Genomic DNA, 26,915 nt, shown 5'->3' on the forward strand with positions numbered 1-26,915 from the left:
GCGGTCCTGCCGACCATGGGCGGCCAGACCGCGCTGAACACCGCGCTGGCGCTGTTCCATGACGGCACGCTGGAGAAGTTCGGCGTCCAGATGATCGGCGCCGATGCCGAGGCGATCGACAAGGCCGAGGACCGTCAGAAGTTCAAGGTCGCGATGGAGAAGATCGGGCTGGAATCGGCCCGCTCGGCGATCGCGCATTCCGAGAAGGAAGCGCTGGAGGGGCTGGAGAAGGTCGGCCTGCCCGCCATCATCCGCCCCAGCTTCACGCTGGGCGGCACCGGCGGCGGCGTCGCGTATAACCGCGAGGAGTTCATCGCGATCGTCCGCGCCGGGCTCGACGCCTCGCCGACGACCGAGGTGCTGATCGAGGAATCGCTCCTCGGTTGGAAGGAATATGAGATGGAGGTCGTGCGCGATCGCAACGACAATTCCATCATCATCTGCTCGATCGAGAATATCGATCCGATGGGCGTCCATACCGGCGACTCGATCACCGTCGCGCCTGCGCTGACCCTGACCGACAAGGAATATCAGATCATGCGCAACGCCAGCCTGGCGGTGCTGCGTGAGATCGGCGTGGAGACGGGCGGCTCGAATGTGCAGTTCGCGGTCAATCCGAAGGACGGCCGCCTGATCGTCATCGAGATGAACCCGCGCGTGTCGCGTTCGTCGGCGCTGGCGTCGAAGGCGACCGGCTTCCCGATCGCCAAGGTCGCGGCGAAGCTCGCGGTCGGCTATACGCTGGACGAGATCGAGAACGACATCACCGGCGCGACCCCGGCCTCGTTCGAGCCGACGATCGACTATGTCGTCACCAAGATCCCGCGCTTCGCCTTCGAGAAGTTCAAGGGTTCGGAGCCAGTGCTGTCGACCGCGATGAAGTCGGTCGGCGAGGTGATGGCGATCGGCCGCAACATCCACGAGTCGATGCAGAAGGCGCTGCGCGGCCTGGAGACGGGTCTCAGCGGCTTCAACGATGTCGAGCATCTGGTGGGTGCCCCACGCGCCGAGATCGAGGCGGCGCTGGCCAAGGCGACCCCGGACCGGCTGCTGGTCGCCGCCCAGGCGCTGCGCGAAGGCTTCACCGTCGCCGAGGTCCATGCGATCGCCAAGTACGATCCCTGGTTCTTGGAGCGGATCGCCGAGATCGTCGCGGCCGAGGCCGACGTGATGCAGAACGGCCTGCCGCAGGACGCTTCGGGCATGCGCCGCCTGAAGGCGATGGGCTTCTCCGACAAGCGGCTGGCCTATCTGGCGCTCCAGTCGGCGAACCTGCGCGGCATGGATCGCGGTATCGCGCGTGGGTCTGGCCTGATCCACGAGGTCGTCAAGATGATGACCGGCGGCGTCACCGAGCAGGAGGTGCGCGAGCATCGCCAGAAGCTGGGCGTGCGTCCGGTCTTCAAGCGGATCGACACCTGCGCGGCCGAATTCGACGCCAAGACGCCCTATATGTACTCGACCTATGAGGCCCCGACCTTCGGTGAGCCCGAGGACGAGGCGGTGCCCAGCGACCGCAAGAAGATCGTCATTCTGGGCGGCGGTCCGAACCGGATCGGGCAGGGCATTGAGTTCGACTATTGCTGCTGCCACGCCTGCTTCGCGCTGGCGGATGCGGGCTATGAGACGATCATGGTCAACTGCAACCCCGAAACGGTCAGCACCGACTATGACACCTCGGACCGGCTGTATTTCGAGCCGCTGACCGCCGAGGACGTGCTGGCGATCCTGGACGTCGAGAAGTCGAACGGCGAGCTGGTCGGCGTAATCGTGCAGTTCGGCGGCCAGACTCCGCTGAACCTCGCCCGTGCGCTGGAATCGGCCGGTATCCCGATCCTGGGCACCAGCCCCGACGCGATCGACCTTGCTGAAGACCGCGAGCAATTCGCGGCCCTTGTCGACAAGCTGAAGCTGCACCAGCCCAAGAACGGCATCGCGCGCAGCCGCGAGGAAGCGCTGATCGTCGCCGATCGCGTCGGTTATCCGGTGCTGATGCGCCCCAGTTTCGTGCTGGGTGGCCGCGCCATGGAGATCGTCGACGGCCCGCAGCAGCTGGAGGATTATATCCAGACGGCGGTGCAGGTGTCGGGCGACGCGCCCGTGCTGATCGACCAGTACCTGCGCGATGCGATCGAGGTGGACGTCGACGCGATCTGCGACGGCGACCAAGTCGTCGTGGCGGGCGTGCTCCAGCATATCGAGGAAGCGGGCGTCCATTCGGGCGACTCGGCCTGCTCGCTGCCGCCCTATAGCCTGTCAGCCGAGATCATCGCCGAGATCGAGCGTCAGGCGGAAGCGCTGGCGCGCGGGCTGAACGTGCGCGGCCTGATGAACATCCAGTTCGCGGTGAAGGACGGGACGGTTTACCTCATCGAGGTCAACCCGCGCGCCAGCCGCACCGTGCCCTTCGTCGCCAAGGCGATCGGCACGCCCATCGCCAAGATCGCCGCGCGCGTCATGGCGGGTGAGAAGCTGGCCGACCTGCCGCAGATCGATCGCCACATCGATTATTATGCGGTCAAGGAAGCGGTGTTCCCCTTCGCGCGCTTCCCCGGCGTCGATCCGGTGCTGTCGCCCGAGATGAAGTCCACAGGCGAAGTCATGGGCATCGACCCCGACTTCACCACCGCCTTCGCCAAGTCGCAGCTGGGCGCCGGGACCGTCCTGCCGACCGAAGGTGCTGTGTTCATCAGCGTGAAGGACGGCGACAAGCCGCATATCGTCCCCGCCGCCAAGATGCTGTCGGAGGCGGGCTTCGCGATCGTCGCCACGGGGGGCACCGCCGATTATCTCGACCGCGCAGGCGTCACGGTCGAGAAGATCAACAAGGTGGCGCAGGGGCGTCCGCATATCGTCGACCGGATCAAGGACGGCGGCATCACTCTGATCTTCAACACGACCGAGGGGTGGCAGAGCCTGAAGGACTCCAAGCCGATCCGTGAAGCCGCGTTGGGCCAGAAGATCCCGTACTTCACCACGGCGCCCGCCAGCGTCGAGGCGGCGAAGGCGATTGCGGCGGCCGGCACCCGTGGTCTTGAAGTACGTCCCCTGCAATCCTACTATTCGCGTTCGCACAACTGATCCCGACATGAGAACATGATGTGCTGGCGGGCTGCCCTCCCGGTTTGGGGAGGGCGGTCCGTACCGGGAATGCGTAAGAATTGGGGACTAGGAATATGGCGACCGTCGAAAAGATGCCGATGCTCCAGGAGGGCTATGACAAGCTCACCCAGGACCTGCGGCGTCTGAAAGAAGAGCGGCCGCTGATCGTCGACGCGATCGAGGAAGCACGTGCGCACGGCGACCTGTCCGAAAACGCCGAATATCATGCGGCCAAGGAACGCCAAGGCCAGGTGGAGGCGACGATCGCCGACATCGAGGACAAGCTGAGCCGCGCGCAGATCATCGACCCGAAGGACCTGTCGGGCGACAAGATCGTGTTCGGCGCGACCGTCACGCTGCTCGACGAGGATGACAAGCCGGTCAAGTATCAGATCGTCGGCCAAACCGAGGCGGACGCCAAGACCGGTCGGATCAGCTACAACTCGCCGCTCGGCCGCGCGCTGATCGGGCGCAAGCTGGACGAAGAGGTCGAGGTGACGGTGCCGTCGGGCGACCGCTATTACCTCGTCAGCAAGATCGAATTCATCTGATCCGATGAACTGGACAGCGGCACGGGCGACGACGGCCATCGCGGCCGTCACGGCGATCGTGTCGCTGTTCCTGATCCTGACCGGCCTGGTGCCGGATGCGGCGGTCGGCGCGGGGTTCATCCCGTTGCGTTTCGAAGGGGCGGCGCTGCCCCCCGATTTCGGTTTCGCGGTGCCGACCATCCTGACGCCGCTGACCGCCACGCTGATCCATGGCGGGTTTGCGCATATCGCGTTCAACCTGATCATGCTGGTCTATTGCGGTGCGCAGGCGGAACGCGCGCTGGGGCCGCGTGGGATCGCGATCCTCTATGTCGTAGGCGCCTATGCCGCCGCGATCGCGCAGTATTTTCCCGATCCTAGTTCGCCCATGCCGATGATCGGCGCGAGCGGCGCGATCTCGGCGATCGTCGGGGCCTATGCGCTGCTCTTCGGCCGCCGGCGGGCGACGCGCGGCGTGGCCGGGCTGTCGGCGGAAATGACCCATGTCCTGTGGCTGGCGGCGGGCTGGATCGGTATCCAGTTGCTGATCGGCTATGCCGGCATGGGTGTGGGGGCGATCGCAATCGCCGCGCATATCGGCGGTTTTGTGGCGGGCCTGGTCTTTGCCAAGCCGCTATTATTGTGGCGTTATCGTAACGCCTGAGGGGATGGGGCTTCATGTCCCGGGCGGGGTTTACATATCGCCCAGCATGACCGTTTTCCCGTGCATTTCGACTTCGCTCAGTGCGAACGGAGGGGGGATCGGCTCAAACAAGGCGCTCGGCACGAGCGCGATGCGGTCTATGGGTAGGGTTCCTAATCCTAACCGCCGTTCAGCCTGAGCGAAGTCGAAGGCCATGCCCCCAACTTCGCCCAAAACCGGGATCAATCGAGCGTCGGCTCGAGCAGGCGGTGCAGGTGGACGACGACGAACTTCATTTCCGCATCGTCGACCGTCCGCTGCGCAGCGGCGCGCCAGGCCTTTTCGGCGGTGGCATAGTCGGGGAACACGCCCACCACTTCCAGTCCGGCGGGATCGACGAAGTCCAGGGTCTGCGGGTCGCTGACGCGGCCACCGAAGACGAGATGCAGCTTGCTCATGATGTCTCCTGAAGAATTGCCCGCTCCCTAGCGGCAAGCGGCCCGCGATTGAAGATGCTCTTTCGCGCTCGCAACGCTTTGTCATGCCCGGTGACAGCCCGTGCGGTTCCGTCCTAGGGAACTGGCATGAGCCAGACCCCGACCCCGCCCGCCTCCTATGACGTCCTGATCGTCGGTACCGGCCATGCCGGTGCCCAGGCCGCGATCGCGCTGCGGCAGGAGGGCTTTGCCGGGACGATCGCGATGATCGGCGAGGAAGCCTATCCCCCCTATGAACGCCCGCCGCTGTCCAAGGACTATCTGGCGGGCGACAAGCCCTTCGAGCGTATCCTGATCCGGCCCGAACGCTTCTGGGACGAACGCGGCGTCACCTTGCGCCTGGGCGAGGAAGTCACGGCGGTGGATGCCGAGGCGCGCTGCGTCATGACCGCCGCCGGTGCGGTGATCGGCTATGAGCATTTGATCTGGGCGGCCGGGGGGCATGCGCGGCGGCTGAGTTGCGCGGGCCATGATCTGGCGGGCGTCCACGGCGTTCGCACGCGTGCCGATGTCGACAGGCTGATCGCCGAACTACCCGGTGTCGATCAGGTCGTGGTCATTGGCGGCGGCTATATCGGGCTGGAGGCGGCGGCCGTGCTGACCAAGTTCGGCAAGCAGGTAACGATCGTCGAGGCGCAGGACCGCGTATTGGCGCGCGTCGCGGGAGAGGCGCTGTCGCGCTTCTATGAGGCCGAGCACCGCGCGCATGGCGTGACCGTGCGACTGAACGAGAGCGTGACCTGCATCGAGGGCGAGGGGGCGGTCACCGGCGTCCGACTGGCGGATGGCACGGTCCTGCCCGCGCAGATGGCGATCGTCGGGATCGGCATCGTGCCGGCGGTCGCGCCGCTGCTCGCCGCAGGCGCTTCGGGCGACAATGGCGTGATCGTCGATGCGCAGGGGCGGACCAGCCTGCCGCATGTCTTCGCGGTCGGCGACTGCGCCGCGCACGCCAATGACTTTGCCGGCGGGGCGGTGATCCGGTTGGAGTCGGTCCAGAACGCGAACGATCAGGCGACGGCGGCGGCGCGGACGATCGCCGGGCGTGAAGCGGCCTATCATGCGGTGCCCTGGTTCTGGTCCAACCAATATGATCTGAAGCTGCAGACGGTCGGGCTGTCGATCGGCCATGATCGTGCCATCCTGCGCGGCGATCCGGCAACGCGGAGCTTCTCGATCGTCTATCTGCGTGCGGGCAAGGTGATCGCACTCGACTGCGTCAACGCGATGCGCGATTTCGTGCAGGGCAAGGCGCTGGTCGCCGGAGGCGCGGTCGTGGCGGAGGATGCGCTGGCCGACGTGACGCGGCCGTTGAAGACGCTCTGGCCGATGGGGTGAATCGCTTGGGCAGGATGGCCTGAAATGATCCCACCCCTCCCCTTCAGGGGAGGGGACGGGGGTGGGACGCTTCCACAAGCCCTGCGCCAAGGGGATATGCCCCACCCCAACCCCTCCCCTGAAGGGGAGGGGCTCGCATTGGCGCAATAGAATGCCATCACGCTCTACATTCTTCCCTTGCAAGGGAGGAATTTGGCAGCCTAGCTGGCCAGCGCGCGCTCGGTATCCTCGCGGGCCTGGTCGACCAGTACGATCGTCGCGGCGCGGGCGGCGGGGGCATCGGCATCGGCGATGGCGGCGAACAAATGACGGTGTTCCGGCATGGAGTCGCGCGGCATCCGGCTGCCGCGATGCTTGTAGAGCGTGGTCCAGCGGACCGCCGCGCCGATGCTGCCCGACAGGCTGATCAGCAGCTCGTTGCCCGTCGCCTCCAGGATGATGTTGTGGAACAGCTGGTCGGCGGCGCGGCCCTGTTCGGTGTGGAGGCCATGTTCGCCCATCGCCTCCAGCGCGGCGCCCATGCGCGACAGCTGGCGCGTGTTGCGGCTGATCGCGGCGAGCTCGGCGGCGGCCGGCTCGACGATCAGGCGCAGCTGGAACAGGCTGTTGACGAAGCCGGCGGGTGGCTCCCCCTCGAACATCCAGGCGAGCAGGTCGGGATCGAGCAGGTTCCATTCCAGCCGCTCGCGCACCCGGGTGCCCGCCTTGGGCTTGCTGACTACCAGCCCCTTGGCGGCGAGCATGCGCAGCGCCTCGCGCACCACCGATCGCGACATGCCGCGCTGCTCGGCGATCTCGACCTCACCCGGCAGGGTCGAGCCCGGCGTGATCCGCCCGGTGACGATCGCGATACCGATGTCACGGGCCAGCGCGCTATGGGCGGGACCGCGCCGCTTCACTATCGTCACTCGGCCGCATCCTCCCGTAATACCATGACAATGGCATGCCTTTATCGACCCTTCTATGGGCGAGGGGCGGCAAAGGAAAGCAGGCTGACATGATCGCTGTGACTTGCGCGGTCAATGTAACAATGTATCTTTCCTGCATCTTGCCGGTTGCCGCGCCGCCATGCGCACGGCACGATGGCTCATCCACCGGTTCTTGAGGGGTTCCGTTCGTCCATGACTCTCCGCACCTGCCTGCTTGCCGCGAGCGCGCTCGCCATCCTGACCCCCGCCACCGCGCAGCAGCGCCCCGTGTCCGCCACCGCGCCGGTGAAGGTCGTCACGGACTCGACGGTCAGCGACATCCCGCCCAACTTCACCCCGCCGACCAACGTCGCCGAACGCGATTACGACAAGCGCGAGGTGATGGTGCCGATGCGCGACGGGACGAAGCTCTACACCGTCATCGTCGTGCCTAAGGGGGCGGTCAACGCCCCGATCGTCCTGACCCGCACCCCCTATAACGCGGCGGGCCGCGCCAAGCGGTCCGACAGCACTCGCATGATCGAGGCGCTGCCGCTGGCCGATGAAGAGTTCGTGAAGGCCGGCTATATCCGCGTCTATCAGGACATTCGCGGCAAATACGGCTCGGAAGGGGATTATGTCGTCACGCGTCCCGTCATCGGCCCGCTGAACGCGACGAAGGTCGATCATGTCACCGACGCCTATGACACGATTGACTGGCTGGTGAACAAGGCGAACCTGCCCGAATCCAACGGCCGCGTCGGCATGATCGGGTCGTCCTACGAGGGCTTCACCGTCGTCATGGCGCTGCTCAACCCACATCCTGCGTTGAAGGTCGCCGCGCCCGAAAGCCCGATGATCGATGGCTGGATGGGCGACGACTGGTTCCACTACGGCGCCTTCCGCCTCGCCAACATCGCCTGGATCGGGTCGCAGACCGGGTACAAGGGCGAGGGCAAGGCGCCGTCCAGCGGCGGCTATGACGATTACGAAAATTTCCGTTATGGCTCGGCGAACGAGTGGGCCAGGAAGTCGGGCTATGACCAGCTGCCCTTCTGGCAGCGCATCGTCCAGCATCCGTCGTACGACTTTTACTGGCAGGGCCAGGCGCTCGACAAGCTGCTGGCGGCAAACCCCTCCAACGTGCCGACGCTCTGGGAACAGGGGCTGTGGGATCAGGAGGACATGTACGGCGCGATCACGGCCTGGGAGGCGCTGAAGGCCAAGGGCAAGATCGGCAACAACCATCTGGTCATGGGGCCGTGGCGGCACAGCCAGATCAACCGCACCGGCTCCAGCCTGGGTCCGTTTCAGTGGAATGGCGACACCGCCAAGCAATTCCGCGGGGACATGGTGCTGCCGCTGTTCAACCAGTATCTAAAGGACGGGCCAGCCGCGAACCTGCCCGCGGCCGCGATCTACAACACCGGCGAAAACCATTGGGACAAGCTCAGCCAATGGCCGCTCGCCTGCCAGAGCGGGTGCGCCGCGCCGCTGACCCCGCTCTATCTCTCGGCGGACAAGGGGCTGAGCTTCCAGATGCCGGGTGCGGGGCAGGACAGCTATGTCTCCGATCCCGCCAATCCGGTGCCGCACCTGTCGCGCCCCGTGAACTTCAACGATGGTCGCTGGGGCGACTGGCTGGTCAGCGACCAGCGTCATGTCGATGGCCGCACCGATGTCGTCACCTACAGCACGCCCGTCCTGACCAAGGCGGTGCGCGTCTCCGGCGCGCCGATCGCCGATCTGTTTGCGCGCACGACGGGCACGGATGGCGATTTCGTGGTGAAGATCATCGACGTCTATCCGGCGGAGAATGCGAACGACCCGAAGATGGGCGGCTATGAGCTGCCCATCAGCCTCGACATCTTCCGGGGGCGCTATCGCAACAGCTTCGCGAACCCGACCGCCATCCCCGCGGGCAAGGTGCAGGAATATAAGTTCCGCCTGCCGACCGTGAACCACGTGTTCCAGCCGGGGCACCGGATCATGATCCAGGTGCAGTCGAGCCTGTTCCCGCTCTACGACCGCAATCCGCAGACCTTCGTGCCCAACATCTTCACCGCCAAGCCCGGTGACTATCGCAAGGCGACGATCACGCTGGAACGCGGCGGCGCCAATGCCAGCCGCGTCTGGCTGCCGGTGGTTCCGGTCGACCAGTCGGCGGTCGCCGCGCGTTGAGGCCAGGCGGCGGGTGGACGGGCGGAGGCCCCGTTCACCCGCCCCATTCATGCGGCCGACCGGGCAGGGCGGTCCGTCATAATTCGCCGCATGCCTCTTGGACCGGGGGACGGGCGTGCCTATGCTGTAATCGTGGCCCCACCAGCATCATCGACTTCGGATCGCGCGCCTTTGACGGGCGACGCGATCGCGCCGCTTGCCGGGGACACCGACGTTACGCGCCGGTATCTGGCCTTGATCGCCAGTGCGACCGACCGGCTGATGGCGGCCGACGATCCCGTGTTGATGACCGAGACGCTGTTCGACCTGATCCGGGACGAATTGCGGTTGGACGTGTTCTTCAATTTTCGGGTGGATGGCGACGACATCCGCCTGGAGGCCTTCGGCGGGCTGACTTCGCAGGCGCGCGGTGGTTTGATGGGGATGGATGTCGCGACCTCGCTTTGCGGCCGGGCGATGGACGAACGACGGCCGCTGCATGTCACCGACATCCAGTCCTCGGACGATCCCTGCGCGGCCTTCATTCGTGCGATCGGCATCGAGGTCTATCTGTGCATGCCACTATTCTTTGGCGACCAGCTGCTCGGCAGCCTCAGTTTCGGGCGGCGCCTGGCCCGGCCTTTCACTGAGGAAGAGCAGCGGCTGCTACGCTTGTTGTGCCGCTATGTCGCGCTGGCCAAGCATCGCCTGCGGATCGAGGAAGCGCTTCGCGACGGGATCGAGACGCAGGCCCGGTTGCTGGAGGAGCTGAACCACCGGGTGCGCAACGCGCTGCAGGTGGCGATCGGGCTCGTCGCCAATGAAGGGCGCGCCGCCACCGACCGCGTGACCCGCGCCGCGCTGTCACGCGCGGCGGAGCGGTTGCAGGTGCTCGCGAGTGCGCATCGCCCGCTCTATGCGACGGCCGAGCCCGGCCTGGTCGATCTGGTCGCGCTGTTCGGCGACGTCATCACTCAGCTGCGCGGTGATGGCGCCGCAGCGGCGGTTTCGGCGGACGATACGGTCAGCGTTCCCATCGAACGCGCGGTGGCGGCGGCGCTATTGCTCGACGCCCTGCTGGCGGTGCGCACGACCGTCCCCACTATCGTCATGACGGTGGTGACCGATGGTGGGAACGAATTGCTTCGTATCTCGTTTCAGGGCGTCGGATGGGAATCTGGCGTCGCTTTGGCAGAGACGGACCGGCTTGTCGCGCGGTTGTGCCATCAATTGCGTGCGACGCTGACAAGCGAGGAAGACGGGTGCCTGATTTTGGTCATGCCGCATGATGGCGGCGAGCATCGGAACGGTTCCGCAGTCTGACGAAAGCCGGTTCGGCCACGACCCGCTCAAGCTGTTGATCATCGAGGACGAGGCGCTGGTCGCCATGCTGGTCGAGGACGCGCTGACCCTTCACGGCCATCAGGTCACCGCCATCGCCGATACGCTCGCCGCCGCGCTGGAGGCGGTGGATGCCGAGCGCCCGGACCTCGTGCTGTGCGACGTGAAGCTCGCCGAGGGCGACTGCGGGATCACCGCCGCTCGGTTGATCGCGGATCGCGGTATCCCTTGCGTATTCCTCAGCGGCAATTGCCCCGATCAGGGTGGCCACCCGCTGATCATCGGTTGCATATCGAAGCCGTTTCGCCCCGGCAGCCTGGGGGCGGCGGTCCATGCCGCCTACGCCATCGCGAAAGGGGGGCGTCCCAGCGAGCCGCCCGCGACGCTCCGGCTCTACTAGCGATCGGACGCATCCAGTCGGGAGAGGGGACGGGGGCATGCCGCACGTACATCGAAACGCAACGCTCCGCCGTCTAGGCGACCGGGATCTCCGCGACCGCGTCTTCCAGCTTGGCGAGGATGCGGTCGAACTGCGCCGCCTCCTCCTCGGTCAGCGTGCCGAAGGTCAGATCGACCAGTTCGAGCCGCAACGGTTCGGTCTGGCGCAGCACCCGTCGTCCGCTATCGGTGATGTCCAGCCGTTTGGCGCGGCGGTCATGGGGATCGGGGACGCGTCGGACCAGCCCATCGCGCTCCATCGTGTCGATCGCCTGCGTGACCGTGCGCGGCGCCACGCCGAAACATTCGGCGATGTCGGCGGCACGGGTCGGGGCATGCTTGTCGATGAACATCAGCATCTTGGTGCGCGCCAGCGACGCGCCCTGCGCCGCCATCCGCCGATCGAGCACCCGGTGCAGGCGTACATACAGGCGGGCATACCGCACGAGCAGGGATTCACGAACAGCCATAATATGAGGTAACTCAATAAATGGTATTGCCTTATTGTGCAAGTGCGAGCAAATGCACCACCGAGTATTATTGATTCCATCGACAGGGAGGCCGGCATGGCCGACGCTAACCAAGTGAATGACGGCCAGGACGGCGCCGCGAACAACGAGGCGGACGAAAGCCCCATCGAGACGGCTTCGCCCGCCAAGAAGCGGCGTATCCGCCTGATCCTGATCGTCGTGGCCGCGGTCGCGATCATCGCGGGCGTATTCTGGTATGCCCGCTACAAGAGCGTCGGCCAGTATATGCAGTCGACCAACGACGCCTTCATCCAGGCCGATGCGGTCACGGTCGCGCCCAAGGTGTCGGGCTATGTCGACAAGGTGTTCGTCGGCGAGAACCAGGCGGTGCGCGCCGGTCAGCCGCTGCTTCAGATCGATACCCGCGATTACCGCGCGCAGACTGCGCAGATCGAGGCACAGATCGGCGTCGCACGCGCCAATGCCGAGGGAGTCCAGGCGCAGATCCGCGAGCAGCAGGCCGCGATCGACCGGGCCGAGGCCGATCTGCGCGCCGCGCAGAGCGATGCCGCCTTCGCGCAGGCCGAAGTCGCGCGCTACACCCCGCTCGCCGCATCGGGCGCCGAAAGCCGCGAGCGCCTGTCGCAGCTGCAGAACCAGGCGCGTCAGGCCAATGCCAAGGTCGCGGCGGCCAATGCCGCGCTGGCCGCGTCGCGTCGTCGCATCGGCACGCTGAACGCGCAGGTTCAGCAGGCCCGCTCGCAGGGGCAGGCCGCTCAGGCGCAGCTGGACGCGGCCGAGGTCAATCTCGGCTCGACCACGATCCGCGCCTCGATCGCCGGCCGCGTCGGCAACAAGACGGTACGCGTCGGCCAGTTCGTCCAGGCGGGCACCCGTACCATGTCGATCGTGCCGGTCAGCCAGCTGTATATCGAGGCGAATTTCAAGGAGACGCAGCTGGGCCTGATGCGTCCCGGCCAGCCGGTGAAGATCGAGGTCGATGCGCTGCCCGGCGTCGAGATCAAGGGCCATGTCGACAGCGTGGCACCGGGCACCGGCGCGCAATTCTCGCTGCTGCCGCCGCAGAACGCGACCGGCAACTTCACCAAGATCGTGCAGCGTATTCCGGTGCGCATCGCGGTCGACGCCGACCCGCAGACGCGCGGCCTGCTCGTCCCCGGCATGTCGGTCGACGTGACGGTCGACACCCGCTCCGCCAAGGGCGCGCTGAAGCGCATCGCGGAGGAACAGGACCAGCATAACGAAGCGCGGGAGGGGGCGCAGGGCCGGTGAGCGCCGCTGCGGCCCCCGCCCGGGGCGGCCCGGCCAAGGTACCCGCCCGCGCGAGCGGCGGTGCCCCGGCCAAGGCCGACCTGACCGCCTGGCTCGCCGTTGCTGCGGGCAGCATCGGCGCGCTGATGGCGACGCTCGACATCTCGATCGTCAACTCGGCGCTCCCCACCATCCAGGGCGAGATCGGCGCGAGCGGCACGGAGGGGACGTGGATCGCGACCTCCTATCTGGTCGCCGAGATCATCATCATCCCGTTGTCCGCCTGGCTGGAGCGCTTGCTCGGCCTGCGCACCTTCCTGCTGATCGCCTCGATCCTGTTCACGGCCTTTTCGGTGCTGTGCGGCCTGTCGACCAATTTGACGATGATGATCGTCGGGCGCGCGGGGCAGGGCATCACCGGCGGCGCGCTGATCCCGACCGCGCTGACCATCATCGCCACCCGCCTGCCGCGCGAGCAGCAACCGATCGGCACCGCCTTTTTCGGCGTCACCGCCATTCTCGGCCCCGTCATGGGGCCGCTGATCGGCGGCTGGCTGACCGAGAATATCAGCTGGCATTACGCCTTCTTCCTCAACGTGCCGGTCGGCGCGATCCTGGTGACGCTGCTACTCGTCGGCCTGCCGCACCAGAAGCCGCATCTGTCCGAGCTGATGAAGGCCGACTGGCTGGGCATCGCCGGCCTGGCGCTCGGCCTGGGCGGCCTGACCGTCGTTCTGGAGGAGGGACAGCGCGAGCAATGGTTCGAATCGCGAGAGATCATCGAGCTGACCATCCTGTCGCTCATCGGTTTCGGGCTGCTCTTCGCCGGTCAGTTCGTGGCGTCGCGCCCGGTCATCCGGTTGAAGCTGCTGCTCGACCGCCAGTTCGGCAGCGTCGTGATCATGGGCATCGTGCTGGGCATGGTGCTTTACGGCACCTCCTATGTGATCCCGCAGTTCCTGGCGGCGATCGCGGGCTATAACGCGTTCCAGGCGGGCAAGGTGGTGCTGCTCAGCGGTATCCCCAGCCTCATCATGATGCCCTTCACCCCGTTCCTGATCAAAAAGGTCGATATCCGCATCGCGGTGGGGCTGGGCCTGGGCATCATGGCGTTGAGTGCTGGCATCGATACGGTGCTGACCGCCGATTCGACCGGGAGTTCGTTCACGGACTCGCAGCTGTTGCGCGGCATCGGCACCATCCTGGGCATGTTGTTCCTGAACCAGGCCGCGATCTCGTCGGTGCCCCCGGAACAGGCGGGCGACGCCGCCGGGCTGTTCAGCGCGGCGCGCAACCTGGGCGGCTCGTTCGCGCTGGCCGGCATCGCGACCGTGCAGGATCAGCGCAGCTTCCTGCACGAGCGACGGCTGGAGGAATCGCTGTCGGCCAATTCGCAGTCGGTGCAGGACTGGCTGTCGGGCCTGGCCCAGCAGTTCGGCAGCACCGAGGCGGCCTATCGCATGATCGGCAACACCATCCGCCAACAGGCGCTGGTGATGACCTATAACGACCTGTTCTTCATCCTGTGCGTCGGCATCCTGATGGTGATGCCGCTCGTCCTCTTCCTCCGCCCGCTGCCCCAGGGCGGCCCGGTGGCGATGCATTGAGACCCATGATGCGCAAGCAGCTTTCCCTGATCCCGCTTCTCCTGCTGGGGGCCTGCACCGTCGGCCCGAACTATGCCGGCCCGCCCAAGGGCATCGGCTCGGCCCCGACGCCGCCCGCCGGCTTCGTGCGCGCCGACAATACGCTGGCGACGACCGCACCGGCGGTCGCCGACTGGTGGACGACGCTGAACGACCCGATGCTCACCTGGCTGGAGGAGCGCGCGCTGGCGTCCAATCCCAATGTCGCGGTGGCGCAGGCGCGGTTGAAGCAGGCGCGCTCGGCGCTGCGGCTGGAACGCGCCAACCAGGCGCCCAACGCCAATGCCAGCGCCACCTATCTGCACGCCAACCTTCCCGAACTCAATTTGGGCGGCGGCGAACAGGGTGGCGGACAGGGTGGCGCCGATGGCGGCGCATCGGGTGGTTCCGCCAGCGGATCGGGCGGCGGCACCAATATCGACTTCTTCAACTTGGGCTTCGATGCCAGCTGGGAGGTCGATTTGTTCGGCGGTCGCCGCCGCACGGTCGAGGCGGCACGCGCCAGCGCGGCGGCGGCCGAGGCCAATGTCGCCGACGCGCAGGTGTCGCTCAGCGCCGATGTCGCCCAGGCCTATGTGGGCCTGCGTGATGCCCAGCAGCGGCTGATCCTGGCGCGCGAGGCGTCGCGGATGCAGCGCGATACGCTGAACCTGACGCAGCAGCGGTTCCAGAACGGTACCGCCTCACAGCTGGAGGTCGAGCGACTGCGCAATCAGGTGGAAAGCACTGACGCGCAGATTCTGCCGCTTTCGGCCTCGGTCGAGACCTATCTCAACGCGCTGTCGATCCTGATCGGCGAGGCACCGGGGACGCTCGACCAGCGATTGGGCCAGGCGGCACCCGTTCCCCTGCCACCCGCGCAGGTCGCGGTGGGCGATCCGACCGCGCTGCTGCAACGACGCCCGGACATTCGCGCGGCCGAGCGCAACCTGGCGGCGCAGACCGCGCGGATCGGCGTGGCGGAGGCGGCCAAATTCCCCCGGCTGAACCTCATGGGGATCATCGGCATCGGCGGCACCTCGCTCGACTCGCTGACCGACCTCGATAATCTGGTGACGCTGGGCGCGCCGATGCTTCAGTGGAATGTGCTGAACTTCGGCCGCGCCAATGCCCGTGTCGGTCAGGCAGAGGGCGCGCGCGACGAGGCCGAGGCGCGGTATCGCGGTGCCGTCCTGTCCGCGCTGCGCGATGCCGAGGACTCGCTGGCCCGGTTCCGCGCGCGGCGCAACACGGTGGCGACCCTGGCGCGCGCCAAGGCGTCGGCCGATCGTTCGGCGGTGCTGATGCAGCAGCGTTACCGGGCGGGGGCCGCGACGCTGATCGATACGCTGGACGCCGAGCGTCAGCGTGTGGCGGCGCAGCAGTCGCTGTCGCAGGCGGTCGCCGGACTGACCAATGACTACGTCGCGCTGCAAAAGGCGCTCGGCCTAGGCTGGCGCGCGCCGACGGGGGGTTAAACGTTATCCTCCCCGGCACGAGGGGGGGCCATGCGCAGCATGGTGGAGGGGGGATTGCAGTAGAAGCCCCCCTCCGTCAAACCTGCGGTCTGCCACCTCCCCGTGCCGGAGAGGATCAAGTCACGCCCCCGCTTTGGCGATCCGGTCGCGCGCTTCGCGTTCGATCGTTTCCAGCTCCTGGATCGTCTGGACGAGCGCGGTCATTTGCTGGCGCAGTTCGTCCACCCGTTCGTGGCACCGCTCCGCCAGGACGCGCATCTGTTCGACATGCTGCGGATCGGCATCGTACAGCCGCAGGAACTCCTCGATCTCGCGCAGCGAGAAGCCCAGCCGCTTGCCGCGCAGGATCAGCTGCATCCGACCCGTCTCGCGCTTGGAATAGACACGTGCGGTCCCGACCCGGCGCGGCTCGATCAGGCCGCGATCCTCATAGAAGCGCAACGTGCGCGTTGTCACCCCCAGGCTGTTGGCCACATCCTGGATGCCGCGCAACTCCTCCTCGTCACTCACCCTGCCGTTCCCCCGTCCGCAGCCGCCTTGGCCGCCGCCTTCGCCAATTCTTCCTCGACCAGTTCCTTCTTCGACAATTTGCCGATCAGGGTCTTGGGCAGGCTTTCGCGGATTTCGACCTCGCGGGGAAGTTCGATCTTGCTGACCTTGTCCTGCAGGAAGGTTCGCAGTTCCTCCGGCGTCGCCTGGTGATCGGCGGCGAGCTTGACGAAGGCCTTGGGCGACTGGCCGCGATAGCTGTCGGGGATGCCGATCACCACCGCTTCCGCGACGGCCGGATGCTCGTACAGCGCTTCCTCGATCATGCGCGGATAGACGTTATAGCCGCCGCACAGGATCACGTCCTTGATCCGGTCGACGATGAACAGATAACCGTCCTCGTCGAGATAGCCGACATCGCCGGTACGCAGCGCGCCGTCGATGAAGACCTGTTCGGTCTCGCTCGGCTTGTGCCAATAGCCTGACATGACCTGCGGCCCGCGCGCGCAGATTTCGCCGACCTCGCCGGGCGGCATCAGCCGGTCGGGATTGTCGCGGTCGCGAATTTCGATGATCGTGCCGGGGAAGGGGAGGCCGGCCGAGCCGCCCTTGTTCTCGCCGGTCAGCGGATTGCAGGTGATGATCGGCGATGCCTCGGACAGGCCATAGCCTTCGACCAGCTTGGCGCCGGTCGTCGTCTCGAACGCGATACGCACCTCGGCGGGGAGGGGCGCACCGCCCGAAATGCAGGCCTTGATCGCCGACAGGTCGACCTTGCGCGCCTCAGCCACGCCGGCGATCGCGTTGTAGATGGTGGGCACGGCGGGGAAATAGGTCGGCTTGCGGCGCGCGATGGTCTTGAGCACCTGGTCCAGTTCGAACCGGGGGAGCAGGATCATCTCGGCCCCGACGCGGATCGCGAAGCTGAGCACCGTGGTCAGCGCGAAGACGTGGAACAGGGGCAGCACGCCCAGGATCCGCTCCGCCCCGATCGCATCCTCGCCACCGGTATGGATCACCATCGCATCGGCATTGGCGACCAGATTGGCGTGCGACAGCATTGCCGCCTTGGGGCTGCCGGTGGTGCCACCGGTATATTGCAGGACGGCCACGTCGTCGGGTTCGACCGCGACAGGGGTCGCGGTGGTGCCGCGCTTCATCATCTGCGCGAAGGTCAGGTGGCGCGGGGCGGGTCCCGGCGGCGCGATCATCGCGCGCTTCAACAGGCGGTAAGCCAGGCCCTTCACCGTGGGCAGGGCGCCGGCGACGGGGCATGAGATGACGTGACGCAGCGACAGCTTCTCGGCCGCCGTGCTGACCCGGTCATAGATGTCGGGGATGTCGCAGGTCGCGATGATCTCCGCGCCCGAATCCTCCAGAAGGTGGCACAGCTCGCGGTCGACATAGAGCGGGTTCACATTGACGACGATGCCGCCGGCCTTGAGCGTCGCGAAGAACAGGACGGGATAATAGATGATGTTGGGAAGGCACAGCGCGACCCGCGTGCCCCGCTTGACGCCCAGCGCCTGAAGCCCGGCGGCGGCGCGATCGACCATATCGCCGAGTTCACCATAGCGGGTGATCCGCCCCATGAAATCGACCGCCGGGCGATCATGATGTCGCCGTACCGTAGTCTCGAACATGTCGGTCAGCAGTCGGGGTTCGAAGGACAAGGGCCGTCCCGTTGCCTGCCCCCCTTTGCCACCACCCACAGCCTGTTCGACGGATCGGATCGTCATCGTGCGGCTCTCCTCAATATTTTTTCGACCATACCCGGTTGTCGATTGCGGTCGAGTTTCTTATGGTATTTACGTATAGGGTAGGTAACGCACCTTAACGTGAGGCTGCAAGCCCAAAGATGACCGCACAAGAGAGGATTGGATGACCAACATCGTGATCGCAGGCTATGCCCGCTCTCCCTTCACTCAGGCGGGCAAGGGCGCCCTGGCCCGGGTTCGCCCCGACGATCTGACCGCGCAGGTGATTCGCGGCCTGATCGAGCGGACCGGCGTCGACGCGTCGCAGATCGAAGACATCATCCTGGGCTGCGCCTTCCCCGAAGGCGAGCAGGGGATGAACGTCGCGCGCCTGATCGGCCTGCTGGCGGACCTGCCGCTGTCGGTCGGCGGCATGACCGTGAACCGCTTCTGCGGATCGTCCATGTCCGCCATCCATATCGCGATGGGCCAGATCCAGATCGGCGCGGGCGAGGCGTTCATCTGCGCCGGTATCGAATCGATGAGCCGGGTGCCGATGGGCGGCTACAACCCGCTGCCCAGCCCCGAACTCGCCGCTGCCCGGCCGGGCGCCTATATGGGCATGGGCCAGACCGCCGAGAATGTCGCGGAGAAGTATCAGATCACCCGCGCCGAGCAGGAAAAGTTCGCCGTCGCCAGCCAGAAGAAGGCCGCCGAGGCGCGCACCGCCGGGCGTCTGGCCGATGAGATCGTGCCGATCCACACCAAGGCGGGCGATGTGACCGAGGACGGCCTGATCCGTCCCGACACAACCGAGGAAGTGTTGTCCGGCCTGAAGCCCGCCTTCGACAAGGATGGCACCGTGACCGCGGGTACCGCGTCGCCGCTGACCGATGGTGCCGCCGCCGTGCTGGTCACCTCGGAAGAGTTCGCCAATCGCCACGGTCTGAAGATCCTGGCCCGCATCAAGTCGGTCGGCATTTCGGGCTGTGAGCCCGAGACGATGGGTCTCGGTCCGATCGGTTCGTCTAAGAAGGCGCTGGAGCGTGCGGGCATTTCGGCCGGTGACCTCGACGTGGTCGAGATCAACGAAGCCTTTGCCAGCCAGGCGATCGCCTGCATCCGCGACCTGGGCCTTAGGCAAGAGACCATCAACAAGGACGGCGGCGCGATCGCGATCGGCCATCCGCTGGGCGCGACCGGTGCGCGCATCGTCGGCAAGGCGGCGGCTTTGCTGGCACGTGACGGCGGCCAATATGCGCTGGCGACCCAGTGCATCGGCGGCGGGCAGGGCATCGCGACTGTGCTGGAGCGCGCATGATGGCTGAGACGATCAACAAGGTTTGCGTGATCGGCGCAGGGGTGATGGGGGCTGGCATCGCGGCGCAAGTCGCCAATGCCGGTGTGCCTGTCCTGCTGCTCGACATCGTGCCCAAGGAGGGCGCCGACCGCGACGCCATCGCCAAGGGTGCGGTTGCCAAGATGCTCAAGACCGAGCCTGCGCCCTTCATGTCGCCTGCCGCCGCCAAGCTGGTGGAAACGGGCAATATCGAGGATCACCTCGACAAGGTTGCCGAGTGCGACTGGATCGTCGAGGCGGTGGTCGAGCGGCTGGACATCAAGCAGGCGCTCTATGCCCGGCTGGAAGAACTGAAGCGCCCCGGTACGGCGGTGTCGTCCAACACCTCGACCATCCCGCTCGGCCATCTGGTCGAGGGGCGGTCGGCGCAGTTCAAGAACGACTTCCTCATCACCCATTTCTTCAATCCGCCGCGCTATATGCGGCTGATCGAGATCGTGACCTCCGAGCACACCGATGCCGGTGTCGCGGCGAAGGTCGAGCAGTTCGTCGATCACCGCATGGGCAAGCGGATCGTCCGCGCCAAGGATACGCCGGGCTTCATCGCCAACCGCATCGGCACCTATTGGCTGGCGGTCGCGATCAACGCGGCGATGGACCAGGGGCTGACCGTCGAGGAAGCCGACCAGATCGGCGGGCGTCCGATGGGCGTGCCCAAGACCGGCATTTTCGGGCTGATCGACCTCGTCGGTATCGACCTGATGCCACTGCTCGCCAAGTCACTGTCCTCGACCCTGCCGGAGGGCGATGCCTATTTCGACACGATCCGCCCGCTGCCGCTGGTCGACAAGATGATCGCGGAGGGCTTTACCGGCCGCAAGGGCAAGGGCGGCTTCTACCGCCTCGACCGCAAGCCTGACGGCACCAAGGCCAAGCAGGCGATCGACCTGAAGACCGGCGAGTATCGCGCGGAGAAAAAGCCCGAGCGTCTGCCCGGTCGCGCCGAAAAGGACCTGGCCGCACTGGTCGCGACGCCGGGCAAGGTCGGCGACTATGCCTGGGCGATCCTTGGGCCGGTCCTGTCCTATGCCGCCGGTCTGGTCGGTGAAGCGGCGGATGATGTGGTCGCGATCGATGACGCGATGAAGCTGGGCTATAATTGGAAGTTCGGCCCGTTCGAGCTGATCGACCGCATGGGTCCGGGCAAGCTGGCCGAGCGGCTGCGCGCCGAGGGCAAGCCGGTCCCGGCGCTCTTGGAGACGGCGGGCGACCGCCCCTTCTACCGCGTGGTCGATGGCAAGCGTCAGTATCTGACGCTCGGCGGCGATTATGCCGACGTCGTCCGTGCCGAGGGCGTGCTGCTGCTGGAAGACATCAAGCTGCGCTCCGAGCCGCTGCTGAAGAACGGTTCGGCCTCGGCCTGGGATGTCGGCAACGGCGTCGTGGCGTTCGAGTTCACGGGGAAGATGAACGCGATCGACGAGCAGGTGTTGTCGCTGCTGCAAAAGACCATCGCGCTGGTGAAGAGCCAGTATAAGGCGCTGGTCATCTATAATGAGGGCAGCAACTTCTCGGCGGGTGCGAACCTGGGTCTCGCCATGTTCGCGGTGAACATCGCGGCCTGGGGCGAAGTCGACAAGCTGATCGTCGCAGGCCAGCAGGCGTATAAGGCGCTGAAATACGCGCCCTTCCCGGTGGTCGCGGCCCCGGCCGGCATGGCCTTGGGCGGCGGGTGCGAAATCTCGCTTCATGCCGATGCGATCCAGGCTCATGCCGAAACCTATATCGGCCTGGTCGAAACCGGTGTCGGCCTTGTGCCGGGCTGGGGCGGCAATGGCGAGCTGATCGACCGTCTCGCCAAATCGCCCAAGATGCCCAAGGGGCCGATGCCCGCCGCGATGAAGGCGTTCGAGACCATCTCGACCGCGCAGGTATCGCGCTCGGCGGCGCTGGCGAAGGACCTCGGCTATCTCCGCAAGGACGATGGCATCACCATGAACCGCGACCGTCTGCTGGCCGATGCCAAGCAGAAGGCGCTGTCGCTGGTCGAGGGCTATCAGCCGCCCGAAAAGCCGGTCTTCCGCCTGCCCGGTGCGGCCGGACGCGTTGCCTTCAACGGTGCGGTCGCCGACTTCGCCAAGAAGGGCGTCGCCACCCCCTATGACGTGGTGGTGGCTAGCCGTCTGGCGAACATCGTCACCGGCGGCGAGGCCGACATTATCGACGAGGTGAGCGAGGATCAGCTGCTCAAGCTGGAACGCGCCGCCTTCATGGAAAGCGTCAAGGATGCGCGGACCCAGGCGCGGGTCGAGCATATGCTCGAAACCGGCAAGCCGCTGCGCAACTGATCGGGAGAGGATAATCCCATGCAAGTCTATAACGCGCCGCTACGCGACATGCGTTTCGTCCTCCACGAACTGTTCAAGGAGGACGAATTCGGCCCTGTCGCGGGGCAGGACGAATTCGGTCCCGAACTGTACGACGCGATCCTCGAAGAGGCGGCCCGCGTCACCCAGGAAGTGCTGCTGCCGCTGAACGCCAGCGGCGATATCGAGGGCTGCAAGCTGGAGAACGGCGTCGTCCGTACCCCCGCCGGCTTCAAGGAAGCCTATAGCCAGTTCTGCGAAGGCGGCTGGGCCGCGCTCGCCTCGCCGGTCGAATATGGCGGGCAGGGGCTGCCCGAGGCGGTGAACAAGCTGGTCGAGGAAATGATCTGCGCGACCAACCTGTCGTTCAGCCTCTATCCCGGCCTGACCCACGGCGCGACCACCGCGTTGATGGGCCATGGCTCGGAAGACCTGAAGAGCTTCTATCTGCCCAAGATGATCTCGGGCGAATGGTCCGGCACGATGTGCCTGACCGAGGCGCATTGCGGCACCGATCTGGGTCTGCTGCGCACCCGGGCCGAGCCGCAGGAGGATGGTTCGTTCCTGCTGACCGGCGGCAAGATCTTCATCTCGGCGGGCGACCATGACCTGACCGACAATGTCATCCACCTCGTCCTCGCGCGCACGCCCGATGCGCCCAAGGGGGTGAAGGGGATCAGCCTGTTCCTGGTGCCGAAATATCTGCCCAAGGATGACGGCTCGGTCGGCCCCGCCAATGGCGTCAGCGTCGCGGCGATCGAACACAAGATGGGCCTGAAGGCGTCGGCCACCTGCCAGCTGGAGTTCAACGACTCCAAGGGCTGGGTCGTGGGCGAGCTGAACAAGGGCCTCGCCGCGATGTTCACCATGATGAACACCGAGCGTGTCTCGGTCGGCATCCAGGGCCTGGGCGTCAACGAAATCGCCTACCAGTCGGCCGTCGCCTATGCGAAGGACCGGTTGCAGGGGCGTGCGCTGGGCGGGGCCAAGCGGCCCGACCTGCCCGCCGATCCGATCATCGTCCATCCCGACGTGCGCCGCATGCTGATGACGATGCGCGTCTATGCCGAGGGTTGTCGCGCGCTGGGCCAATGGGCGGCACGTGGCCTCGATGCCGAGGCGAATGCGATCGACCCGGCCGACAAGGCGCGCGCAGCGGACTTCGTCGCGCTGATGACCCCGGTCGTGAAGGCACTGTTCACCGACCTCGCCTTCGATGCGGCCAACATGGCGGTGCAGGTGCATGGCGGCCATGGCTATGTCCGTGACCACGGCATCGAACAGTTCGTTCGCGACGCCCGCATCGCCCAGATCTATGAGGGCACCAACGGCGTCCAAGCGCTCGATCTCGTCGGGCGCAAGATGCCTGCGCATATGGGCCGTTACATGCGTCCCTTCTTCCATGCCGTGTCCGAGCAGGTCGAGGCGCTGACCCGCCACGAGGACAAGGCGATCGCCGGCTGGGCCGCCGCGCTCCAGCAGGCGTTCGGCGCGCTCCAGCTCAGCACCGGCATGATCGCGCAAAAGGGCATGAAGGACCCCGAGGAAGCGGGTGCGGCGGCAACCGATTATCTGCGGCTGCTGGGGCTGGTCGGCATCGGCCATTGCTTCCTGAAGTCGGCGCGGATCGCGACCGAGCGGCTGGCCGAAGGAACGGACGAGACGGCGTTCTACACCGCCAAGCTCGCCACCGCCGGCTTCTTCTTCGATCGCATCCTGCCGCAGGCGACGGCCGCGTTCCTGGCGATCAAGTCGGGCAAGCGCTCGACGATGGCGCTGGAACTGGAAGCGTTTTGAGGTGACATGATGCCGGCGGGCCTTGATCAGGGTCAGCCGGCATTATAGTCATAGCGTGGTGTTGTCCTATGCGTCACGTCATGGACGTATAGGGAAATTCAGGGGCGACCGTGAACAAACGGCGCTTCGGCCCGAATAGGGGCATGGAGAGGAGAAGAGGCATGTTGTTGACCCTGACGGCCATGGCCCTTGCGGCCGCTGGTGTGAACGCGGACTCGGTGATCGGGCGCTGGCAGACCCAGACGCGCGGTGGCGTGGTCGAGATCCAGAAGTGCGGCAATTCGGTGTGCGGCCGGATTCTCAGCTCGGAAAAGCTGCGGACCAACCCGACGCTGACCGATCAGAACAACCGCGACGCCAAGCTGCGCAATCGCCCGCTGAAGAACCTGCTGATCCTGCAGGGCTTCTCGCAGGACGGTGCGGCCTGGAGCGGCGGCACGATCTACAATGCCGAGGACGGCAAGACCTATAGCGCCAAGCTGACGCCCGAAGGGCCGGATACGCTGAAGGTGCGCGGCTGCGTCTTCGTACCGCTGTGCAAGACGCAGACCTGGACCCGCATCCGCTGATCCTTCGTCCCAACGCATCATAGAAAATCTCGGGGAGTATGCTCATGACCAAGTCGCTCAAGGCGCCGCTGCTGGCCACCGCCATCCTGTCCTCGTCCTTCGCCTTCGCCGGTGCGGCGCATGGCCAGGCCTTTTACCTTCAGGAACAGTCGACCCGTGGCCAGGGTCGCGCCTTTTCGGGTGAGGGTGCCGACACCGGCGCGTCGTCGCTATGGTGGAACCCGGCCTCGATCGCCGGCATGGAGCGCGGCGAGGCGGTGCTCGGCGCCTCGGCGATCATCCCCAAGGGCGATGTCGTCGATACCGGCACGCTGATCCGCCGTCCGACCCTGCCGGGTGGCCCCGTTCAGACCCTTCAGCCGGTCGGCGGCAATCGCGTATCGAGCGATCCGATCAATCGCGGCGTCGTCCCCTCGGGCGCGGTCGCGATTCCGCTGAACGACCGGGTCGCGGTGGGCCTGGCGGTCACCTCGCCCTACAGCTTCACGACCGAATATGAGGCGAACAGCTGGGCGCGGTATAGCGCGCTCAAGACCGAGCTTCGGACCATCGACATCCAGCCCTCGGTCGGCGTGGCGCTGCTCGACTGGCTGCGTGTCGGCGGCGCGCTGAACGTTCAATATACCAAGGCCGAACTCGGCAACGCGCTGCCCAACGTGCTGTCGACGCTGCCCGATGGCTTCCAGCGGCTCAAGGGCGATGGCTGGGATCTGGGATGGACCGCCGGCGTCCAGCTGCACAATGACTGGGCGACCGTCGGCATCAGCTACAAGTCGCGGATCAAGCACAATCTGAAGGGCAGCCTAGAAGTCGGTGGCCTACTCGGCCCGCTCGCAGGCCAGAACCGGACGATCGACGGTGCGACAGCCGAGTTCTACACCCCGGCGCAGATCATCGTCGCGGGCCGTTTCCGCGCGACCGACAAGCTGACGCTGAACGCGCAGGCGGTGCGCTTCACCTGGGCCGATTTCGACGCGATCCGCCTGGGCGCGCCGATCAACACGGCGATCCCCGAAAACTACAAGAACAGCTTCTCGCTGGCGGGTGGTTTCGATTACGCGGCCAATGATCGCCTGACCCTGCGGGCGGGTGTGCAGCGCGGCATCACCCCGACGCAGAACGGCAATCGCGATGCGCGCGTGCCGGACGCCAACCGCTGGAATTACTCGGTCGGTGGCTCGTACCAGGTGACCCCACGCTTCACGCTGGATGCGGCGGGCAGCTATATCGACTTCACCAACGCCAGCATCGACCGCCGCACCGCCGCCTATGCGGGCACCGCCGTGCAGACGCCGATCCTGACCTCGGGCCAGGTGCAGAACGCACGCGCGTTCGTGGCGTCGATCGGCGGCCGCTTCAGCTTCTGATTGAGAGAGTGGTTATGAAGATCGTCGTGCCCGTGAAGCGGGTGTTGGATTACAATGTGAAGCCGCGCGTGAAGGCGGACGGGACGGGCGTCGATCTGGCGAACGTGAAAATGTCGATGAACCCGTTCGACGAGATCGCGGTGGAAGAGGCGATCCGGCTGAAGGAGAAGGGGGCGGCCACGGAAGTGGTCGTCGTCTCGATCGGCGAGCCCAAGGCGGCGGATACGCTGCGCACCGCACTCGCCATGGGCGCGGACCGGGCGGTGCTGATTACCTCGGACCAGCCGTTGGAGCCGCTGGGCGTCGCCAAGCTGCTCGCCAAGGTGGTCGAGGAGGAACAGCCGGGCCTCGTCATCCTGGGCAAGCAGGCGATCGACGGCGACAACAATCAGACTGGCCAGATGCTCGCCGGTCTGCTCGGCTGGGCGCAGGGGACGTTTGCGTCCAAGGTCGAGATCGACGGTGAGATGGCCAACGTCACCCGCGAGGTCGATGGCGGTCTGGAGACGGTGGCCCTCACGCTGCCCGCGATCGTCACCACCGACCTTCGCCTGAACGAGCCGCGCTATGCGTCGCTCCCCAACATCATGAAGGCCAAGTCCAAGCCGATGGCGACCAAGACCGCCGCCGACTACGGCGTCGACGTCGCGCCCCGCCTGACGATCACCCATGTCGCCGAGCCCGGCAAGCGCCAGGCGGGCGTCAAGGTCGGCTCGGTCGACGAGCTGGTCGAGAAACTCAAAGCACTGGGAGTGGCCAAGTGAAGACGCTGGTTTGGGTCGAGCATGACGGCGGGGCCGTCAAGGATGCCACGCTGGCGACCGTCACGGCGGCGTCGAAGCTGGGCGAGGTGCATCTGATCATCGCGGGCCAAGGCGTCGATGGCGTGGCGCAGGCGGCAGCGAAGATCGCCGGTGTCGGCAAGGTCCATGTCGCCGACGACGCGGCCTATGCGAATGCGCTGGCGGAAAACGTCGCACCGCTGATCGCCGAGCTGATGGACCATCACGACGCCTTCCTCGCGCCGTCGACCACGACGGGCAAGAACATCGCGCCGCGTGTCGCCGCGCTGATCGACGTCATGCAGATCAGCGACATATTGTCGGTCGAAGGGCCGGACAGCTTCACCCGCCCGATCTATGCGGGCAACGCCATTGCCACGGTGAAGACCAGCGACACCAAGCTTGTCCTGACGGTGCGCACCACCGCCTTCGAAAAGGCGGCGGCCGAGGGCGGCTCGGGCGCGATAGAGGCGGTCGCCGAGGGCGGCTCGGGCGCGATAGAGGCGGTCGCCGCCACCGGCGACGCCGCCAAGTCCCGCTTTGTCGGCGCGGAGAAGGCCGAGAGCGCCCGGCCTGAGCTGACCAGTGCCAAGGTCATCGTCTCGGGCGGTCGTGCACTGGGCTCGGAGGAGCAGTTCCATGCGCTGATCGACCCGCTGGCCGACAAGCTGGGCGCCGCCGTCGGCGCGAGCCGCGCGGCGGTCGATGCGGGTTATGCCCCCAACGACTATCAGGTCGGCCAGACC

22 protein-coding genes are annotated in these 26,915 nt (G+C 66.3%); 17 read left to right on the plus strand and 5 right to left on the minus strand.

The features are described 5' to 3' along the window. From carB to ACQKJZ_RS08160, 3 genes are all read left to right on the plus strand, one after another. Positions 1-3,081: carbamoyl-phosphate synthase large subunit (carB, locus tag ACQKJZ_RS08150; RefSeq protein WP_427730683.1), on the plus strand; the 3,081-nt coding region annotated here is incomplete at its 5' end. A gap of 95 nt (positions 3,082-3,176) precedes the next feature. After that, the gene (gene greA / locus ACQKJZ_RS08155; RefSeq protein WP_183953050.1) at positions 3,177-3,653 is read left to right on the plus strand and encodes a transcription elongation factor GreA; all 477 of its coding nucleotides are present in this window, start codon (positions 3,177-3,179) and stop codon (positions 3,651-3,653) included. Between the two features lie 4 nt (positions 3,654-3,657). Next, positions 3,658-4,296, plus strand: coding sequence for a rhomboid family intramembrane serine protease (locus tag ACQKJZ_RS08160; RefSeq protein WP_427730684.1), 639 nt, complete (start codon positions 3,658-3,660; stop codon positions 4,294-4,296). 221 nt (positions 4,297-4,517) lie between these two features. Here ACQKJZ_RS08160 and ACQKJZ_RS08165 read toward each other — a convergent pair whose 3' ends face one another. Next, positions 4,518-4,733, minus strand: a complete 216-nt coding sequence (locus ACQKJZ_RS08165; protein ID WP_427730685.1) for a DUF4170 domain-containing protein — start codon at positions 4,731-4,733, stop codon at positions 4,518-4,520. A 126-nt stretch (positions 4,734-4,859) separates the two neighbouring features. On the opposite strand from ACQKJZ_RS08165, the gene ACQKJZ_RS08170 reads away from it, so the two are divergent. Then, positions 4,860-6,110 (plus strand): NAD(P)/FAD-dependent oxidoreductase, encoded by a 1,251-nt coding sequence (locus ACQKJZ_RS08170; RefSeq protein WP_427730686.1) that lies wholly within the window; start codon positions 4,860-4,862, stop codon positions 6,108-6,110. Between the two features lie 200 nt (positions 6,111-6,310). Here the strand turns inward: ACQKJZ_RS08170 and ACQKJZ_RS08175 are convergent, their stop codons facing one another. Further along, positions 6,311-7,018: a FadR/GntR family transcriptional regulator gene (locus ACQKJZ_RS08175; protein WP_427730687.1), complete on the minus strand. Its 708-nt coding sequence runs from the start codon at positions 7,016-7,018 to the stop codon at positions 6,311-6,313. 213 nt (positions 7,019-7,231) lie between these two features. Here ACQKJZ_RS08175 and ACQKJZ_RS08180 point away from each other — a divergent pair, with 213 nt between their 5' ends. From ACQKJZ_RS08180 to ACQKJZ_RS08190, 3 genes are all read left to right on the plus strand, one after another. After that, positions 7,232-9,199 carry a CocE/NonD family hydrolase gene (locus tag ACQKJZ_RS08180; protein WP_427730688.1) on the plus strand — a complete coding sequence of 656 codons (1,968 nt, stop codon included), beginning with the start codon at positions 7,232-7,234 and terminating at the stop codon, positions 9,197-9,199. A gap of 171 nt (positions 9,200-9,370) precedes the next feature. Beyond that, entirely contained in the window at positions 9,371-10,501 is a 1,131-nt protein-coding gene (locus ACQKJZ_RS08185) for a GAF domain-containing protein (RefSeq protein WP_427730689.1), read from the plus strand. Next, positions 10,464-10,919 (plus strand): response regulator, encoded by a 456-nt coding sequence (locus ACQKJZ_RS08190; protein WP_427730690.1) that lies wholly within the window; start codon positions 10,464-10,466, stop codon positions 10,917-10,919. Before ACQKJZ_RS08185 ends, ACQKJZ_RS08190 begins: the two co-directional genes overlap by 38 nt. A gap of 73 nt (positions 10,920-10,992) precedes the next feature. Here ACQKJZ_RS08190 and ACQKJZ_RS08195 read toward each other — a convergent pair whose 3' ends face one another. Next, on the minus strand, positions 10,993-11,427 hold the full coding sequence (locus ACQKJZ_RS08195) for a MarR family winged helix-turn-helix transcriptional regulator (protein WP_427730691.1): 435 nt from the start codon (positions 11,425-11,427) through the stop codon (positions 10,993-10,995). A gap of 96 nt (positions 11,428-11,523) precedes the next feature. Here ACQKJZ_RS08195 and ACQKJZ_RS08200 point away from each other — a divergent pair, with 96 nt between their 5' ends. From ACQKJZ_RS08200 to ACQKJZ_RS08210, 3 genes are read left to right on the plus strand one after another with little or no spacing between them, the layout of a single operon-like run. Next, positions 11,524-12,720 carry an HlyD family secretion protein gene (locus tag ACQKJZ_RS08200; protein WP_427730692.1) on the plus strand — a complete coding sequence of 399 codons (1,197 nt, stop codon included), beginning with the start codon at positions 11,524-11,526 and terminating at the stop codon, positions 12,718-12,720. Beyond that, positions 12,717-14,306 carry an MDR family MFS transporter gene (locus tag ACQKJZ_RS08205; protein ID WP_427730693.1) on the plus strand — a complete coding sequence of 530 codons (1,590 nt, stop codon included), beginning with the start codon at positions 12,717-12,719 and terminating at the stop codon, positions 14,304-14,306. The genes ACQKJZ_RS08200 and ACQKJZ_RS08205 overlap by 4 nt, the downstream gene beginning before the upstream one ends. An 8-nt stretch (positions 14,307-14,314) precedes the next feature. Continuing rightward, entirely contained in the window at positions 14,315-15,802 is a 1,488-nt protein-coding gene (locus ACQKJZ_RS08210; protein ID WP_427730699.1) for an efflux transporter outer membrane subunit, read from the plus strand. Between the two features lie 120 nt (positions 15,803-15,922). Here ACQKJZ_RS08210 and ACQKJZ_RS08215 read toward each other — a convergent pair whose 3' ends face one another. Both ACQKJZ_RS08215 and ACQKJZ_RS08220 read right to left on the minus strand, forming a co-directional pair. Next, positions 15,923-16,312, minus strand: a complete 390-nt coding sequence (locus ACQKJZ_RS08215) for a MerR family transcriptional regulator (RefSeq protein WP_312490109.1) — start codon at positions 16,310-16,312, stop codon at positions 15,923-15,925. Continuing rightward, entirely contained in the window at positions 16,309-17,934 is a 1,626-nt protein-coding gene (locus tag ACQKJZ_RS08220; RefSeq protein WP_427730700.1) for a long-chain-fatty-acid--CoA ligase, read from the minus strand. Before ACQKJZ_RS08220 ends, ACQKJZ_RS08215 begins: the two co-directional genes overlap by 4 nt. Before the next feature lie 238 nt (positions 17,935-18,172). Here ACQKJZ_RS08220 and ACQKJZ_RS08225 point away from each other — a divergent pair, with 238 nt between their 5' ends. From ACQKJZ_RS08225 to ACQKJZ_RS08255, 7 genes are all read left to right on the plus strand, one after another. Further along, on the plus strand, positions 18,173-19,309 hold the full coding sequence (locus ACQKJZ_RS08225) for a thiolase family protein (protein WP_427730694.1): 1,137 nt from the start codon (positions 18,173-18,175) through the stop codon (positions 19,307-19,309). Next, positions 19,309-21,636 carry a 3-hydroxyacyl-CoA dehydrogenase NAD-binding domain-containing protein gene (locus tag ACQKJZ_RS08230; protein ID WP_427730701.1) on the plus strand — a complete coding sequence of 776 codons (2,328 nt, stop codon included), beginning with the start codon at positions 19,309-19,311 and terminating at the stop codon, positions 21,634-21,636. The genes ACQKJZ_RS08225 and ACQKJZ_RS08230 overlap by 1 nt, the downstream gene beginning before the upstream one ends. Before the next feature lie 18 nt (positions 21,637-21,654). Next, entirely contained in the window at positions 21,655-23,451 is a 1,797-nt protein-coding gene (locus tag ACQKJZ_RS08235; RefSeq protein WP_427730695.1) for an acyl-CoA dehydrogenase C-terminal domain-containing protein, read from the plus strand. Positions 23,452-23,612: 161 nt separating this feature from the next. Then, positions 23,613-24,020: a DUF2147 domain-containing protein gene (locus tag ACQKJZ_RS08240; RefSeq protein WP_427730696.1), complete on the plus strand. Its 408-nt coding sequence runs from the start codon at positions 23,613-23,615 to the stop codon at positions 24,018-24,020. Positions 24,021-24,058: 38 nt separating this feature from the next. Beyond that, complete coding sequence (locus ACQKJZ_RS08245) at positions 24,059-25,387, plus strand: OmpP1/FadL family transporter (RefSeq protein ID WP_312490114.1); 1,329 nt, start codon at positions 24,059-24,061, stop codon at positions 25,385-25,387. Between the two features lie 14 nt (positions 25,388-25,401). After that, positions 25,402-26,151 carry an electron transfer flavoprotein subunit beta/FixA family protein gene (locus ACQKJZ_RS08250; RefSeq protein WP_427730697.1) on the plus strand — a complete coding sequence of 250 codons (750 nt, stop codon included), beginning with the start codon at positions 25,402-25,404 and terminating at the stop codon, positions 26,149-26,151. After that, on the plus strand, positions 26,148-26,915 hold a 768-nt coding region (locus ACQKJZ_RS08255), incomplete at its 3' end, for an electron transfer flavoprotein subunit alpha/FixB family protein (RefSeq protein WP_427730698.1). The genes ACQKJZ_RS08250 and ACQKJZ_RS08255, both read left to right, overlap by 4 nt.

Source organism: Sphingomonas sp. NPDC019816, assembly GCF_050274375.1.
Lineage (GTDB): Bacteria > Pseudomonadota > Alphaproteobacteria > Sphingomonadales > Sphingomonadaceae > Sphingomonas.

Excerpts from the sequence above, each read along its gene's own strand:
- ACQKJZ_RS08220 (WP_427730700.1), bottom strand. The coding sequence starts at position 17,934 with ATGTTCGAGACTACGGTACGGCGACATCATGATCGCCCGGCGGTCGAT.
- ACQKJZ_RS08250 (WP_427730697.1), top strand. The coding sequence starts at position 25,402 with ATGAAGATCGTCGTGCCCGTGAAGCGGGTGTTGGATTACAATGTGAAG.
- ACQKJZ_RS08195 (WP_427730691.1), bottom strand. The coding sequence starts at position 11,427 with ATGGCTGTTCGTGAATCCCTGCTCGTGCGGTATGCCCGCCTGTATGTA.
- ACQKJZ_RS08210 (WP_427730699.1), top strand. The coding sequence starts at position 14,315 with ATGCGCAAGCAGCTTTCCCTGATCCCGCTTCTCCTGCTGGGGGCCTGC.
- ACQKJZ_RS08165 (WP_427730685.1), bottom strand. The coding sequence starts at position 4,733 with ATGAGCAAGCTGCATCTCGTCTTCGGTGGCCGCGTCAGCGACCCGCAG.
- ACQKJZ_RS08245 (WP_312490114.1), top strand. The coding sequence starts at position 24,059 with ATGCTCATGACCAAGTCGCTCAAGGCGCCGCTGCTGGCCACCGCCATC.
- ACQKJZ_RS08170 (WP_427730686.1), top strand. The coding sequence starts at position 4,860 with ATGAGCCAGACCCCGACCCCGCCCGCCTCCTATGACGTCCTGATCGTC.
- ACQKJZ_RS08230 (WP_427730701.1), top strand. The coding sequence starts at position 19,309 with ATGGCTGAGACGATCAACAAGGTTTGCGTGATCGGCGCAGGGGTGATG.
- ACQKJZ_RS08235 (WP_427730695.1), top strand. The coding sequence starts at position 21,655 with ATGCAAGTCTATAACGCGCCGCTACGCGACATGCGTTTCGTCCTCCAC.
- ACQKJZ_RS08200 (WP_427730692.1), top strand. The coding sequence starts at position 11,524 with ATGGCCGACGCTAACCAAGTGAATGACGGCCAGGACGGCGCCGCGAAC.
- ACQKJZ_RS08190 (WP_427730690.1), top strand. The coding sequence starts at position 10,464 with ATGATGGCGGCGAGCATCGGAACGGTTCCGCAGTCTGACGAAAGCCGG.
- ACQKJZ_RS08160 (WP_427730684.1), top strand. The coding sequence starts at position 3,658 with ATGAACTGGACAGCGGCACGGGCGACGACGGCCATCGCGGCCGTCACG.
- ACQKJZ_RS08180 (WP_427730688.1), top strand. The coding sequence starts at position 7,232 with ATGACTCTCCGCACCTGCCTGCTTGCCGCGAGCGCGCTCGCCATCCTG.
- greA (WP_183953050.1), top strand. The coding sequence starts at position 3,177 with ATGGCGACCGTCGAAAAGATGCCGATGCTCCAGGAGGGCTATGACAAG.
- ACQKJZ_RS08240 (WP_427730696.1), top strand. The coding sequence starts at position 23,613 with ATGTTGTTGACCCTGACGGCCATGGCCCTTGCGGCCGCTGGTGTGAAC.
- ACQKJZ_RS08225 (WP_427730694.1), top strand. The coding sequence starts at position 18,173 with ATGACCAACATCGTGATCGCAGGCTATGCCCGCTCTCCCTTCACTCAG.